The organism is Paraburkholderia sp. BL18I3N2 (genome assembly GCF_003001875.1).
Taxonomy (GTDB): domain Bacteria; phylum Pseudomonadota; class Gammaproteobacteria; order Burkholderiales; family Burkholderiaceae; genus Paraburkholderia; species Paraburkholderia phytofirmans.
The window spans coordinates 278,943-292,302 of record NZ_PVNC01000007.1 but is presented as its reverse complement, the minus strand read 5'-3'; the positions used below and the strand labels follow the sequence as shown (position 1 = coordinate 292,302).

Genomic DNA, 13,360 nt, shown 5'->3' with positions numbered 1-13,360 from the left:
CATGTGCCCAAACGGAAAATGAGGCCAGAGGGAAAGGGCGGGCGGCTGGATGCTCAGGCTGTGGCCAGGAAACGCATCAGGGGAAAGGGCGGACCGGAAAAACTTGCGCGGTTACGGTGGACATGCCATGGGCGTCACCGCGCAATGAGTCGACGTGCGAGCGCGGGCTCGCGCGTGCAATGCAACGCATCAACCGTTCAATTATTCGGACGGAATGTGCGCAGGCGCAGTCGGCAACCCGGTTGTGCGTTCAGTGCCGGCGGCGCATCCAGTGCGGCATGTGCTGATGAGTCAGCCAGTGGTGCACCATGCCTTCGCCATCGTGTTCACGCCGATAGGTTCTCGATTCGTAGATCGACAACACGAGCAGCACGAGCAGACCTATTGCAAGTCCAACCAGACCCGCGATCGTTTCAGCGTCCATGGCAGTCTCCTGTGAGATGCGGCCGTGACTTTATAGTAGGTCACGCGTAACGAAATGGGAGGGTGCACGCGGCGCGTCGCGGCGTCGTGGAATGCACTTTGCGGTTAGACTCTCGGCGCTCGCGCTTGCCCAGTCACCGCCGGGCAGCCGCTTTTTTGGTTCTGCTTCGAGAGACTCTGTTCATGATCCGCGTTTCGATGATTGCGTTGCTGCTGGTTGCCGGCGTTGCCGGTTGTGCGAATGGTCCGTCCGGCCATCACGGCGGGCCGCCGCCGCAAGATCCGGCCGACTACCATGGCGTGCCGACCGACAGCCGTCCGCCCGTGATGGTGCCTGCACCGGTCACGCCGTGAGCATCGGATGATTACGGGCGCGGCAACGATGACGAATAGCAGAAGCGAAGCACCGGCGCGGGCACGCCGGCGCTTCTGACCCGCGCAGACTGTTCGCGCGGAGAGCGCGGGCTGAAGTCATTCTAGGGCGAGCGTCGCGCGTGACATGTGTGCGCTTGTTTCAAGCCGTAACCGGCTGCCGCGATGCGAAATGGGCAAGCCCGCGGGCTCAAGCCGCCGCGTCCGCCATGCCGCGCACGACGCCCGGCACATAACGCGCAAGCGTAAGACCACGTAGCGCCATGAAGAGCAGCATCGCGGCCCATAACCCATGATTGCCGTATAGCGCCAGCAAGGCCCACGACGCCACGGCGAACAGCCCGAACGACACCACCATCGACATCATGAGTTCGCGCGTGCGAGTCGCGCCGATGAACACGCCGTCGAGCAGAAAGCCCAACACGGACACCACCGGCGAGAGCGCGGCCCACGGCAGATACATTTCGGCGGTGGCGCGTACGGCGGCCTGATCCGTCAGACGTTCGACGATCCACGAGCCCGCGCCCCAGTACACCAGCGAAAACCCCAGCGCGCCGAGCGTGGACCACAACGCCGTCACCTTGATCGCCTGCGCGAAAGCGTGCCGGTCGCGCGCGCCGATCGCCGCACCGACGAGAGCTTCGGCGGCGTGCGCGAAACCGTCGAGTCCGTAGGCCATGAACGTCTGAAAATTGAGCAGCAGCGCGTTGGCGGCGAGCGTGGCGTCGCCTTGCTTCGTGCCCAGGTGCGCAAACCAGCCGAACGACGAGAGCAGGCACAGGGTGCGCACGAAGATGTCGCGATTGAGTACCACGAGCCGCTTGAGCGCCGCCGCGTCGAACAGGGCGGCGCGGTTCATCGCAGGCAGGCCGCGCGGCCTGCCGTGCCATAGCAGGGCGGCGCCGAGCACGAAACCGAGCGCGTCGGCGGTGGCCGTGGCCGCGCCGATTCCGGCGACGCCCCAATCGAAGCAATACACATACAGGAGCACGGCCACGATGTTCACGCTGTTGATGAACACCTGCGAGAGCAGCGCGAGCCGCACCTGCTGCGTGCCGAGCAGCCAGCCGAGCACGACGTAATTGCCGAGGGCAAGCGGGGCGGCCCAGATGCGCGCGTGACAGTAAAGCCGCGCGTTGCGCTGCACCGCTTCGCTGCCGCCGATCACGCGCACTACGTAATCGATCAGCGGCATTTGCAGCGCCAGCACCACTGCGCCGATCGCGGCCGCCAGCAACAGCGCGCGTACGACGGTGTTGCGCAACTCGGCGTGGTCGTCCGCACCGTGCGATTGCGCGACCAGACCGGTCGTGCCCATGCGCAGGAAGCCGAAGCCCCAGAACACGAAGTTGAAGAACAGGCCGCCGAGCGCCACACCGCCGAGATACGAAGCGCCATCCAGATGGCCGGCGACGGCGGTATCGACCGCGCCGAGAATCGGCTGCGTCAGATTGGCGAGAACGATGGGAAACGCCAGCGCGAGCACCCTGCGGTGCCAGTGCACGGGAACGGCGGGTGCCGCTGCCGACGTGTCAGCGTCGCGCGCGGCTTCGCTCAACTGCGTTCCTGCACGCACACCCAGGGCGAGACGACGACGGCCCACAGATCCGGGTCGCGCGCGGCGAAGTCGGCGGCGGTTTCCGCCTGCACGCGCTCGACGAGTCCGGCGGACAGCCATTGCGTGACCTGCGTGGTGTCGTCGCTGGCGATGGCTTCGGCAACGCTCACCAGATCGAGGTCGCGCGCGACGCGCAGCAGGATGCCGCGTGCGAAGAAACGTTCGAGCTCGCTCCAGCCGATCTTGGCGGTTTCGGCGAGCAGCTTGGCGTACAGCGGGCTATGGGTGGCGTCGTTGGAAGTCATCGTAAGCGGGTTCCGGCGGGGCCGTTACTATAAACCATCGGCGCGGACCGCCAGCGCGGCGCGCGTTCCGGTAGGCTATGGGTCCTGCGAAATTCATTCTGAACCTTCATGTCACTGGATTCAACGGCGCCGGCTTCGGGCGCGCGAGCTCACGTCGTGACGGACGCCGCGCTCACGCGCGCGGAAGTGGAGCGACTCGTCGCGGCCAGCCTCGCCGGCAATCAGGCGCCGCTTCATTTCGCCGACTGCGATTTCGAAGGCGTCGACCTGTCGCGACTCGATCTGCGCGGCGCCGAGTTTCAGCGCTGCACGATCGTCGAGACGTCGTTTTTCGGCGCGGCGCTCTCCCATACCCGCTGGGTCCGTTGCCGTGGCCGCGAGGCGGATTTCGCGTCGGCCGATCTGGTCGATGCGGCGTTTCAGTCGAGCGACCTGAACAACACCAGCTGGCGGCGCGCCAAGCTGGCCTCGGCGTCGTTTCATAGCTGCAAGCTGACCGGCGCCAATTTCGAAGCATGCACGGCGCTGGGTTTGAGCTTCGTCGAAACGCTGCTGGTCGGCGCGCACCTGCGCGGGCTGTCGTTTCGCAAAGCCACCCTGCAACAACTGGATTTTTCGGATGCCGATCTGGCCGGCGTGGACTTCCGTGAAGCGATCTTCGACGGCGGCAGCCTGAAGGATGCCCATTTGAAGGGCGCGCGCTTCGACGGCGCGGACCTGCGCGAAGCCGACCTCAGCGGCGTTCGGCTGGTGGACGCGGCGCTCTTCAAGGGCGCGACGATCTCGCATGCCCAGGCGGCCGTGCTCGTCACCGAACTGGGTTTGCGGGTCATGTGAGCGTCCGCGCAAGGTGGCCGATTTTAGCCGTTCGGCCAGCTTGAACGATCGGATGCCAATTCTTATCATTAGATTGGGCGAATCAATTAAGCTGGTCGATTTGCAGTGATGCAATTTGTCGGCGGATTTAATCTCTTTAATATTTTCGCTATTTGCGAATTGTTGTGAAGAAGCCGGTTACTTTGATTAGGTCGGTCAATATCGGATAATAATTCGAAAAGGTGCGGTGGCGCACTAAAGCTACGCGGTACGTAAAGCGTCCGAATCATGCTGGACGAGTTAGCAGAAATCCGCCAGCCCCCAATTCCTCAGGCTTTTCCGGCCGTTTCAGTTGAGCCCCTTGCCTCGCCTGGTCCGGCGGGCAATATCGGGTTTCGAGTCGCGCCATTTAAAGCGTTTCACGTTGAAACGGCGGGCGAATTTGGCCTGTTTGATTCCGACTTTTCCAGTTCATGTAACGCGGAATCGGTACGCCGCATCACACTGATTGCGAAAATTAATATATTGCGCTTGTAAAAGGGGGTTGTTAGATTTCGTTCTGGCGCATGGTGAACCGGTCCTTTGCCGATATGCGCCGAACCCCCGTTAGCCCGGCCTCGTGCCGGGCTTTTTTTCGCCGCGCTACGTCCGAGTCACCGTCGATTCACATGTGCAGCGGATCATGAAAACTTACCTCTCCTTCCTCGAGCATGACCGCGCTAATCATTTTCCTCGGCGTCTGCCCGGTCGCGCTTGGCGTGCTGGTCGCTTTCGCCGCGCGCATCGATCCGCGTTCAGGACGCCGGCGTCGCCGCTAGTCCGGACAGCGGCGCGCGTGGCGTCGTCGTCATTGCTTGCAGCGAACCACCATCGACCGGTTCTTGACGTTCGCACCGAAAATACCGCCGACCGTTCCACCCGAGGTCGCGCCGTTGTCGACGTCTTTCGATACCACGTCGTAGCCGTAATTGCCGCAGACTTCACCCGCGCGCTTGTAGCACTCTGCCCAGCTCGAACTTGCGTCGCTGCCACTGCAGTTGATCGCAAAGCCGGTGTCGCCGCTCGGCAGGTAGGTCATGGTGGTGGTACTGGAGCAGCCGCCGAGGCTGCCCAGCGTCAGCAGGCCGAGACCGATCGCCGCAGCCGTCGCGACGGACGCAAATGCGCTCTTCATACAGATTCCTTACAGATAGACGGAGGAAGACGTGACGCGAAGCCACGTCGTGTCCTGATTGAGCGTTTTATAACACGCCGGGTTCCCTCGTCCGCGGTTGCAGGCTGCCTGCCCGCAATGGACGGTGCAGGCGGCGGGACAGCACGCGAACCGCGCAAACCGGGCCCAGGGCGCTTGCCGACGGCAAGCCAGTGCTCATGCCCCAGCCAGCCGCTAGCGGGGCGGCAGCGCCCGCGACGGATCGATTGAGCGGCCCTGATAGCGCAGTTCGAAGTGCAGCATCACGCGATCGGTATCGGTGTCGCCCATCTCGGCAATTTTCTCGCCGCGTGTGACCGACTCGCCTTCCTTCACCAGCAGCGTGCGGTTGTGCGCGTAGGCGGTCAGATACTCGGCATTGTGCTTGAGAATCAGCAGATTGCCGTAGCCGCGCAAGCCGTTGCCGGCGTACACGACTGTGCCGGGCGCTGCGGCGACCACGGGCGTGCCCGCTGCCGACGAGATATCGATGCCCTTCGAATTGCCGCCGTCGAAACGCCGGATGACCGTGCCGTCGGCCGGCCATACCAGCGAGATCGTCGAAGCCGGCGCCGCGGACGGTGCGCTGTCTGCGGGCGCCGGACGCGGCGTGGCTGAAGCGCTGCCGCCTCCGCTGCTGCGTACCGCGCCACTGGTCGATGCCGTGCCGGCCGGCGGCTCGACGCGCAGCACCTGGCCGACCTCGATGCTGTCCGGATTGGTCAGATTGTTCCAGCGCACGATGCTTTGCACCGACTGCCGGCTACTGCGCGCGATCTTCGACAGCGTATCGCCCCGTTCCACCCGATAAAAGCCCGGCCCCACCGGCGCCGACCCGCACGCGGCGAGCAGTGCCACCAACGACGCGCAGGCGAGCCGTTTCATCATTCTTGTCGTGCTTACCATTGGACCTCGCAAAGCGCTGCCGCGCGCCGATCCCGATCACGCAGCAGGTAGATACAAAGCGCTCGATTCTAACGGTTTTGCGCTGCAGCACGCGAAAAAGGACCACGCGGCAGGCGCGCGCGGCGCGAGACGCGGCGAAATGCAGCGAAATTCGCCTTACAGCCGACCCCGTTGCTCTGCCTGGAATCCGGCAATCAACCTGGCTTGGCCACGCTGATGCGCAGCGCGGCGACCTCGGTCTGCCCGGCTTCGAGCCAACGCAAACCCCTGCCGTTGTGAATCGCGTCCGGCAAGCCGAGCCACGGTTCGACGCAGTAGAAGTCCGACTCCGCGGCTTCGGTCCACGTGGTCACCGCGTACCAGGGCACCGAACCCGGCCGTTGCAGGTCGATGGTGATGAGCCGGTCGAGACCCGGCGCGACGAGCCGTACAGGTTGATCGGGCGTCCCGGCGAGGCAATGGAAGCGATCGTGGATGCGCGCCTCGTCGAGCGTATAGCGCGCTTCGCCCGGCTCGGCGGCGCTGATCGAACCGTCCTCCTGCTGATAGCAGCGCTGTGTGCGTGGCAGTTCCAGCGAGGTCTCGCCACGCTGCGTGTGCGGCAGCGTGAAGTAGAAGTGATGGCCGGCGTAGTAGGGCAGGCGCGTATGGCCGGTATTGGTGGTGGTGAACGTGACGTCGAGCGTATGCGCATCCACGAGGTCGTAGGCGGCCTCGAAACGGAATCCAAATGGATAGCCGCCCCGGGTCGCCTCGCTGTCGGTCAGAATCATGCGCAGGCCGGCGCCGTGCACGTCGGCGTGGGCTTCGAACGGCAGGTCGCGGGCGAAGCCGTGCATCGGCAGTTCGCGCACCGTGCCTTCCGCGTCACGCCAGTAACCGATCTTGCCGTCGACACGATGCCGGCCGAGAAACGCGAACAGCAACGGATTGCCGCCGCGAATCCGCGCGGGCTGGCTCCAGTCGGCATGCTCCGGCCAATGGATGACTTCTTCGCCGTCGATCGTCCACGACATCAGTCGGCCGCCGGCTTGCGGCGCGAAACGGAGCACGGAGGCGTCCTGAGCGATCTCGAGAATGTCCTGTTGCGGGGAGAGGGGCATGGTCGATGGATTGGTGAGTAAGAGGTTGAAGGCAGACCCGGGGGTGCCCGCAGGCGGCGCCATCCTGGCGTACGACCGTCGGAAATTGCCGCGCGGCGCCGCGCGAGAGAATGATTTTGCGCTGCTTTCCGCTACGGGGAAACCCTTCTGGGGAAATTGCGGGTGTCGCCGCAAGGGCATTCTTGCTGATAATTCGTCCGACTGCCCGGTAACTTCGACGTCGGGCGAGACTGCCTCAGGAGGCTGTATGGATCTCGCAATGGCAATGGCTGGCACTTTGTTCGGCATGTTCGCAGCAAGCACGGTCTACTTCTTTTACAAGCTCGAGCGCTGATCCGCGCGTCCCGCCCGGTTTACTCTGCTCATCAGAGGCGTCCGGCCTGTTGAGCGATTCTCCTGTCGGGCATCACGCGGTTCGCTTTACGTCATTTCTGCTGATCCCATAGGGCGGCCATTCACGGCGGCCCGTTTCTCTTTCTGCGCCGTAACAACGGTTTCGAGTTGTGACGCGACGCACAATATTTCCCCGAATGCGGTGCAAACGCTTGGCGCTGACATTGCAGCCAGGCATAATCGGTGCGCTTTGAGGCGCCCGTGGATTCCTTATGCGGCGCGCTTGTCCCCGACATTTTCCTTACAAGGACGCCCCGCGTGAACCTGTCGTTTCTCATCTTCCTGAGCGTGCTGCAAGGCGTCACCGAATTGTTTCCGGTGAGCAGCCTCGGCCATACATTGCTCGTGCCCGCACTGTTCGGCATGCATATCGACAAGCACGCGCCGCAATTGCTGCCGTTCCTCGTCGCGTTGCATCTCGGCACCGCGCTTGCGTTGCTGTGGTACTTCCGCAAACGCTGGTGCGAGTTGGTGCGCGGCTTCTTCGCGTCGTTTGGCGGCCGCCGCAACGACGACGCGCACATGATGTGGGCGCTCATCATCGGTACGATTCCGGCGGGTCTGGTTGGGCTGCTGCTGGAAAAACGGCTCGAGCGGCTTTTTCACGACTTGCGGATCGTGGCGATCGCGCTGATCGTCAACGGTGTGCTGTTGTGGCTCGGCGATCGCCTGCAGCGTTCGCGCGCGCATCAGGCACCGGAGAAGCTGAGTTTCGGTCAGGCGTTTTTTGTCGGTCTCGCGCAGATCGGCGCGTTGATTCCGGGTTTCTCTCGCAGTGGCCTGACGATGATCGCCGGCAATGCTGCCGGCCTGACGGCGGAGAAGTCGGCGGAATTCTCGTTCCTGCTCGGCACGCCGATTATCTTCGCGGCCGGCGTGCTCGAGTTGCCTAAACTGTTCCATGCGCCGGGCCAACTCGCCGATGCGTTGCTCGGCGGCGTGCTGACCGCGATCGCCGCATATCTCAGCGTGCGTTTCCTGATGCGCTATTTCGAGGGCCGCGGACGTCTGGCGTCGTTCGGCGTGTATTGCGTGATTGCCGGCATCGTGTTCCTCGGCTGGTTCATGCTGCATCCGCAACCGGCTTGATGGCGTTCACCATGTCCGTTAGCGTGCCGGCGGGCAGGGGACGATCGGTTATAATCCGGGCCCGGCTCAACTTGCCGGGCCCGTTTGTTTTGTGACTTGCGACAGGCGGTGTGACGCGCGGATTGTTTGCCGGGCGTCCGAGTAGATTTCCCGTCTACGGCACGGTCAGTTAGAATTTCGGTATCCCGCGAACCCTGTGGCTTGCAGAGGCACAGGTTCCAATACCCGAAAGCAGGTTCTCATTGCGGGCGATGCACGTTGTACAGGGTTGCATCGCCTCACTTCAATACGGCAGTAGCTCAGCTGGATAGAGCATCGGCCTTCTAAGCCGAGGGTGGGGGGTTCGAGTCCCTCCTGCCGTACCAATCAAATCAGATCTGTTCGCGGGGCAGTGCGCGCCCTGTCGAGTTGCCGAATTTGTTTCTTCAATGTCCGATTGTGCATCGAGCGTGACCACGCGCTGATCGTCATGCGGGGACGTGTTCTGGGTAGGCTTGCTGATCGGATCAAACCGGCCGTCAGAGTCATGCGCCAAGTCATCTCGAACGACCACTTCATATACGAGCCGGGCCCTTCGAAATTCGAGGGCGCGGGACCTTGAGCGTCGAGTTGCCTATTCGCTTGATCGCCACTTATCAATTTAAAGTTTGAGGCTTTTCGCCTACTGTTATTAGGCTATGCGCGCGGCTGAAGGCGACACGTGTCGCTTCCCGATTTCAGACTTTATCGCCAGCCATGTTCAATATCCTCCTCGTTCCGCTGGACGGCTCGCCCCAGAGTGTCCACGTCATCGACCTGGTCAGCCGCGTCGCGGCGCCGGGTACCGCAACCGTGCACCTTCTGTGCGTTGTCGACCCAGCCTATTTGTTGCCTCCCGGTAGCGAAAGCGATGTCGCGCCCGATGGCCAGAACTATCCGTCCGCATACGCGCAGACATCTTTCGCACAATCCGTCCTGACTGCCGCCGGCGCACAGCTTGCCGACCGGAATCTCACGGTGGAACAGCACCTGTGCGCAGGAAATAGTCCGGCCGACGTCGTCATCGAACAAGCCCGACTGCTGACCGCGGAGGTCATTGTGATGGGACATCACCATTTGTCACGGCTGCGCCGCTGGGCCAATCCTTCGACCAGCGGAGAAGTCATCGACCGGTCGCCCTGTGCGGTACTGATCGAAACCCGGGACGAGAGCTGACTCCATGACGCGGGACAGGCCGTAGCCCATTCCCCGCAGCCGTTCCAGCAAGTGAGATGTTGTGGGCCATCGCGGAGTGCATCCATCGTCGAGCCCTTCGGCAGCCACGGCGGCAGCGCACGAAGCGCCGAACCGCGGCGCTACGCGCGACTGTCACTGCGCTGGTTTCACATCGATCGAGTCGACGCGGTTCGGATAGAACGCCAGATGTTGCGCGATCTCCTTCACGGCCGCATACGGCGACTCATAAGTCCACACCGCATTGACTGTCTTTTCACCACCCGACGGAATGCTGTAGTACGCGCAATCGCCCTTGTAAGGACAGTAGGTCGCGTGATCCGTGCGCTCCAGCAGCGTCATTTCGACGTCGTTGCGCGGAATGTAATACACCGGCGGATACGACGCTTCGCGCAGAACGAGTGCTTTGTGGGTATCCGCGATCACCTTGCCGGCGACGGTCACGACGACGCGCGCGTTGGACGGTTCAACCGTGATCGGATGGTCGGGGCCGGGCACCTTGATGGTTTTTTCAGTCATGCTGTCGAACTCCTGAATGTGGGCAAGTCTGCAACGTGTTGCGGAAGATATCGAGCCGCGTTCGACGAGACGATCGCGTTCTGGTTCGAAGCATACGCCGCTCATGAAAACGCGTCGGACTCGGCGGTCACGACGCGGCCATAAAAAAGGGCAGCCGAAGCTGCCCTGTCAAAGTCTCGCCCTCAGGCGGACTGTTGCTTAACGCTTAACATCTTCCTTCCGGTCTTGAACGAGTTGCGCCTTTCGCTCACTGCTTGATGTTCAACGCAGCCGTGAGGTCGCCCATCGGCTTGCCGCCGTTGCTGACCAGCGCCGCGTCGCGCGCCGCGATACCCGGCAGTGTCGGCAGCGAGAAGCGGTGCGTGATGAAGCGCAGGATCGACGTGGTGTCGTACTGCGTGTGATCGACGTAACCCTTCTTCGCGTACGGCGAGATGATCAGCGCGGGAATACGCGTGCCCGGACCCCAGCGGTCGGCCTTCGGCGGCGCCACGTGATCCCAGAAACCGCCGTTTTCGTCGTACGTCACGACCACCACCATGTTGTTCCACTGCGGGCTCTTGTGCAGATGCGAGATGACGTCCGCGATGTGCTGGTCGCCCGACGCCACGTCGGTGTAGCCCGGGTGTTCGTTCAGGTTGCCCTGCGGCTTGTAGAACGACACTTGCGGCAGCGTGCCGCTATCGATCGCCTTGATGAACTCCGAGCCGGCCAGACCGCCGTCGAGCAGATGCTGCGAACGGTTCGCGGTGCCCGGTGCGAGGTCGGCGAAATAGTTGAACGGCTGATGATGCGGCTGGAAATTCGGCGCCGTCAGATTCGCGCCGTAAATCACGTTCGACGTGCCGTTCTGCGCCGCTGACACCGCCGCGCCCCAGGCGCCGCTGTACCATGCCCACGACACCTTCGCGTTGTTCAGCAGATCGCCGATGTGCTGCTGCGACTGCGCCGGCAGGGTGGTGGCCAGGTTCGGATCGGCGAAGTTCGCATCGCCGCCGCTCGCCGGTTTGTTGCCGCTCGGCTGATACGGCGGCTGCATCGTGTTGATCGCGTAGAAGTCAGGCGTGAGGTTGCCCGAATTCACGTATTTGGGCGGACCGCTCAGCGCTGAAGCCGGCGAGTTGGACGCGGCCTTGAGCGTGACACCGTCGCTTTCCACCGACGAGATCGAGCCGGCCGCCACGCTCTTGTCCGCGTTCGGATAAGTCGGCGTGCACGCGCAAATCAGCCACTGGTGGTTCAGGAACGAGCCGCCGAATGCGCCCATGAAGAAGTTGTCGGCGAGCGTGTATTGCTGGGCGATCTTCCACAGCGGCAGTTTGTCCGCGTCGAGCGTGTAGTGGCCCATCACGAGGCCGCCCGAATCCGCCCACGCGGCGAACTTGTCGTTCTTGCCGCCGTTGATCTGCATCTGGTTTTCGTAGAAGCGGTGGTACAGGTCGCGCGTCGTCGCCGTGATCGGCGTGTTGAAACCCTTCGGGTCGTCGATGGCGAACGGGCTGTTCGGCAGATTCGCCGTCATGGCCTGCGTGACCACCGGCGTCACGCCGGTTTGCGTCAGACCGTTCCACACCTGCGGCAGCGTCGCGAGCACGGTGCCGTTGCGATCCACCTGCGTGGCGCTCGCCGCCGTCACGTTCTGCAGACCGTTGGCGCCCGGAAAGTTGCCGTACAGGTTGTCGAAGCTGCGGTTTTCCGCGTAGATCACCACGACGTTCTTGATCGATGTGATGTCCGGTTCGTTGACCTTGTCACCGCCGCACGCATACAGGCTCAACGCTGCTGCGATCGCGATGGGCGTCGCGCAGATCAGTTTCTTGTTCATTTGATGTGGTTTCTCTCTCTCGCGTTGGGGACGGGCCATCTGAACTCCTTACGCGGATGGCCGCGAGCGAAAGTTTGGCAAGGCAATTTGACAGAAAGATGTAATTAATTACGAATCGCTTCTGACTCAAAAATAACGTCGGCCGTATGTCATTTAAACGACATGCGCATGAAATACGCTCGCGGACTTCACTATCGCAAACTCACATCTTCATATGCGGCCAGGTCTGACGGGGATTCGGAAAACAATGGCTCGGGTCGACGCGCGGCATCGCGCCGGGCTCGCGACGAAGCGCCTGCGGCAAGCGACGGCGTTCGCGCTGGCTGCCATGACCTTGACGCTTGCCGCGTGCGATGCGGGCTCCCCGGGCACGGGTGCCGTCGCGAGCTCGGGCGCGGGCGTATCGCCTTCGTCCGTGCCATTGGCGGCTTCGGTTGTGCAAGTCGCCGCTCATGAATCGGGCCAGTCTCGCGCGCAGGTGTACGAATCCGTGCGGCAGATGACGGCGCTCGGCAAGCAACTATTTTTCGACGCATCGCTCTCCGGTTCGGGCAAGCTCGCTTGCGCGTCGTGTCACAGCCCGGAACATGGGTTCTCGCCGGCCAATGCGTTGTCGGTGCAATTGGGTGGCAACGATATGCACCGCACCGGCATGCGCGCCGCGCCGACGCTGAAGTACTTGCAATCGGTGCCGGCATTCGCCGAGCACTATCACGAATCGGACGACGAAGGCGACGAAAGCGTGGATGCCGGACCCACCGGCGGCCTGACCTGGGATGGCCGCGTCGACCGGGGCGGCGACCAGGCGCGCATTCCGCTGCTGTCGTCGTTCGAAATGGGCAGCTCGCCGGCCAAGGTCGCCGCGGCGGTCAAGGCCGCGCCTTACGCCGACGCTTTCCGCGCGGCATTCGGCGCACACATTTTCGACAGCGACGACGCCACCTTCAAAGCGGTGCTGCAAGCGCTCGAAACCTTCGAGCAGACGCCGGAAACTTTCTATCCGTACACCAGCAAATACGACGCCTATCTGGCGGGCAAGGCGCAGTTGACACAAGCCGAACTGCGCGGCCTGCAACTTTTCAACGATGAGAAAAAAGGCAATTGCGCGAGCTGTCACATCAGCCAGCGCAGCATGGACGGCGCGCCGCCGCAGTTCAGCGATTTCGGTCTGATCGCGATCGGCGTGCCGCGCAATCGCTCGCTGTCCGTGAATCGCGATCCGCATTTCTACGACCTCGGCGCATGCGGCCCGGAGCGCACCGATCTGAAGGGGCGTGCCGAGTTTTGCGGGATCTTCCGCACGCCGACGCTGCGCAATGTCGCGCTGAAGAAAAGCTTCTTCCACAACGGCATCTACCATTCGCTCGATCAGGTGGTGCGCTTCTATGCCGAGCGCGACACGAACCCGGAGAAGTTCTATCCGGTGGCAAAAGGCAGAGTGCGGAAGTTCGACGATCTGCCTCAGCAGTACTGGGCCAATCTGAATACCGATCCGCCGTTCGACCGCAAGCCGGGTGACAAGCCGGCGCTCGACGAGGCTGAAATCAAGGACGTGGTCGCGTTTTTGAATACGCTGACGGACGGATACAAGGCCGGAAGCGGGGCGGCCGATTCAGTGGCCGCGAAGTGAGGCGAGCGAGGCGATTG

At 62.9% G+C, this 13,360-nt stretch carries 15 protein-coding genes and 1 tRNA gene; 8 read left to right on the top strand and 8 right to left on the bottom strand.

The features are described from left to right. Nucleotides 1-250: 250 nt before the first annotated feature. Entirely contained in the window at nt 251-424 is a 174-nt protein-coding gene (locus B0G75_RS40750) for a hypothetical protein (RefSeq protein ID WP_166679042.1), read from the bottom strand. A gap of 182 nt (nt 425-606) precedes the next feature. Here B0G75_RS40750 and B0G75_RS40745 point away from each other — a divergent pair, with 182 nt between their 5' ends. Further along, a complete protein-coding gene (locus B0G75_RS40745) occupies nt 607-777 on the top strand; it encodes a hypothetical protein (protein ID WP_181309320.1) in 171 nt (56 codons plus the stop codon). A 208-nt stretch (nt 778-985) separates the two neighbouring features. Here the strand turns inward: B0G75_RS40745 and B0G75_RS21085 are convergent, their stop codons facing one another. Both B0G75_RS21085 and B0G75_RS21080 read right to left on the bottom strand, forming a co-directional pair. After that, nucleotides 986-2,353: an MATE family efflux transporter gene (locus B0G75_RS21085; RefSeq protein WP_106309735.1), complete on the bottom strand. Its 1,368-nt coding sequence runs from the start codon at nt 2,351-2,353 to the stop codon at nt 986-988. Then, nucleotides 2,350-2,658, bottom strand: coding sequence for a DUF2288 domain-containing protein (locus B0G75_RS21080; protein ID WP_106309732.1), 309 nt, complete (start codon nt 2,656-2,658; stop codon nt 2,350-2,352). The genes B0G75_RS21085 and B0G75_RS21080 overlap by 4 nt, the downstream gene beginning before the upstream one ends. Nucleotides 2,659-2,766: 108 nt before the next feature. Here B0G75_RS21080 and B0G75_RS21075 point away from each other — a divergent pair, with 108 nt between their 5' ends. Continuing rightward, the gene (locus tag B0G75_RS21075; RefSeq protein ID WP_106309729.1) at nt 2,767-3,495 is read left to right on the top strand and encodes a pentapeptide repeat-containing protein; all 729 of its coding nucleotides are present in this window, start codon (nt 2,767-2,769) and stop codon (nt 3,493-3,495) included. Between the two features lie 267 nt (nt 3,496-3,762). Continuing rightward, nucleotides 3,763-4,011, top strand: a complete 249-nt coding sequence (locus B0G75_RS40240) for a hypothetical protein (protein ID WP_146142529.1) — start codon at nt 3,763-3,765, stop codon at nt 4,009-4,011. A 310-nt stretch (nt 4,012-4,321) separates the two neighbouring features. Here B0G75_RS40240 and B0G75_RS21070 read toward each other — a convergent pair whose 3' ends face one another. The 3 genes from B0G75_RS21070 to B0G75_RS21060 all read right to left on the bottom strand — a co-directional run bounded on the left by B0G75_RS21070 (nt 4,322) and on the right by B0G75_RS21060 (nt 6,675). Then, entirely contained in the window at nt 4,322-4,648 is a 327-nt protein-coding gene (locus tag B0G75_RS21070) for a hypothetical protein (RefSeq protein WP_012433822.1), read from the bottom strand. 213 nt (nt 4,649-4,861) lie between these two features. Continuing rightward, entirely contained in the window at nt 4,862-5,572 is a 711-nt protein-coding gene (locus tag B0G75_RS21065) for a peptidoglycan DD-metalloendopeptidase family protein (protein ID WP_106309726.1), read from the bottom strand. A 194-nt stretch (nt 5,573-5,766) separates the two neighbouring features. Next, nucleotides 5,767-6,675 (bottom strand): aldose epimerase, encoded by a 909-nt coding sequence (locus B0G75_RS21060; protein ID WP_106309723.1) that lies wholly within the window; start codon nt 6,673-6,675, stop codon nt 5,767-5,769. On the opposite strand from B0G75_RS21060, the gene B0G75_RS40235 reads away from it, so the two are divergent. The 4 genes from B0G75_RS40235 to B0G75_RS21045 all read left to right on the top strand — a co-directional run bounded on the left by B0G75_RS40235 (nt 6,674) and on the right by B0G75_RS21045 (nt 9,351). Further along, nucleotides 6,674-7,009, top strand: a complete 336-nt coding sequence (locus B0G75_RS40235) for a hypothetical protein (protein WP_146142528.1) — start codon at nt 6,674-6,676, stop codon at nt 7,007-7,009. The genes B0G75_RS21060 and B0G75_RS40235 overlap by 2 nt on opposite strands. Before the next feature lie 317 nt (nt 7,010-7,326). After that, nucleotides 7,327-8,157, top strand: coding sequence for an undecaprenyl-diphosphate phosphatase (locus tag B0G75_RS21055; protein ID WP_106309719.1), 831 nt, complete (start codon nt 7,327-7,329; stop codon nt 8,155-8,157). Between the two features lie 288 nt (nt 8,158-8,445). Beyond that, nucleotides 8,446-8,522, top strand: a tRNA-Arg gene (locus B0G75_RS21050). A 370-nt stretch (nt 8,523-8,892) separates the two neighbouring features. Next, on the top strand, nt 8,893-9,351 hold the full coding sequence (locus B0G75_RS21045; RefSeq protein WP_106309716.1) for a universal stress protein: 459 nt from the start codon (nt 8,893-8,895) through the stop codon (nt 9,349-9,351). 153 nt (nt 9,352-9,504) lie between these two features. Here the strand turns inward: B0G75_RS21045 and B0G75_RS21040 are convergent, their stop codons facing one another. Together B0G75_RS21040 and B0G75_RS21035 are read right to left on the bottom strand one after the other, a co-directional pair. Continuing rightward, nucleotides 9,505-9,888: a DUF427 domain-containing protein gene (locus B0G75_RS21040; protein WP_106309713.1), complete on the bottom strand. Its 384-nt coding sequence runs from the start codon at nt 9,886-9,888 to the stop codon at nt 9,505-9,507. Nucleotides 9,889-10,135: 247 nt separating this feature from the next. Then, a complete protein-coding gene (locus tag B0G75_RS21035) occupies nt 10,136-11,713 on the bottom strand; it encodes an acid phosphatase (protein ID WP_106309710.1) in 1,578 nt (525 codons plus the stop codon). 247 nt (nt 11,714-11,960) lie between these two features. Here B0G75_RS21035 and B0G75_RS21030 point away from each other — a divergent pair, with 247 nt between their 5' ends. Continuing rightward, nucleotides 11,961-13,343: a cytochrome-c peroxidase gene (locus B0G75_RS21030; protein WP_258194604.1), complete on the top strand. Its 1,383-nt coding sequence runs from the start codon at nt 11,961-11,963 to the stop codon at nt 13,341-13,343. Nucleotides 13,344-13,360: the final 17 nt, after the last annotated feature.